Origin of the sequence: Citrobacter sp. TBCS-14 (assembly GCF_005280805.1) — a bacterium.
GTDB classification, from domain to species: Bacteria; Pseudomonadota; Gammaproteobacteria; order Enterobacterales; family Enterobacteriaceae; genus Citrobacter; species Citrobacter gillenii.
Genome location: NZ_SZWM01000334.1, coordinates 1 through 201, shown reverse-complemented (window position 1 = coordinate 201; position 201 = coordinate 1). Strand labels below are relative to the sequence as shown.

The following is a 201-nucleotide window of genomic DNA, read 5'->3' as shown; positions in this document are numbered from 1 at the left end:
CGGAATAATATTTGACCAAATGTTCGGCCAGCCAAACTAACATGTCCCATTCTCCTGTAATGCGCGTACTACCTCTTCCATGGCGGCACTACGTGAACCCTTCACTAAAATCGTCATGATCTGATGTTCTGCAATCAGCGCTTTAAGATGCGCGGTCAGCGCGGTTTTATCCGCAAAATGCTCACCAACGCCGCTGGCATG

Annotated in this window: 1 pseudogene; it reads right to left on the bottom strand. The window is 49.3% G+C overall.

Features of this window, described 5'->3' with window-relative positions:
• Positions 1 to 36: 36 nt before the first annotated feature.
• Positions 37 to 201: pseudogene (gene murF / locus FDX22_RS15370) on the bottom strand (UDP-N-acetylmuramoyl-tripeptide--D-alanyl-D-alanine ligase); the annotation flags it as partial.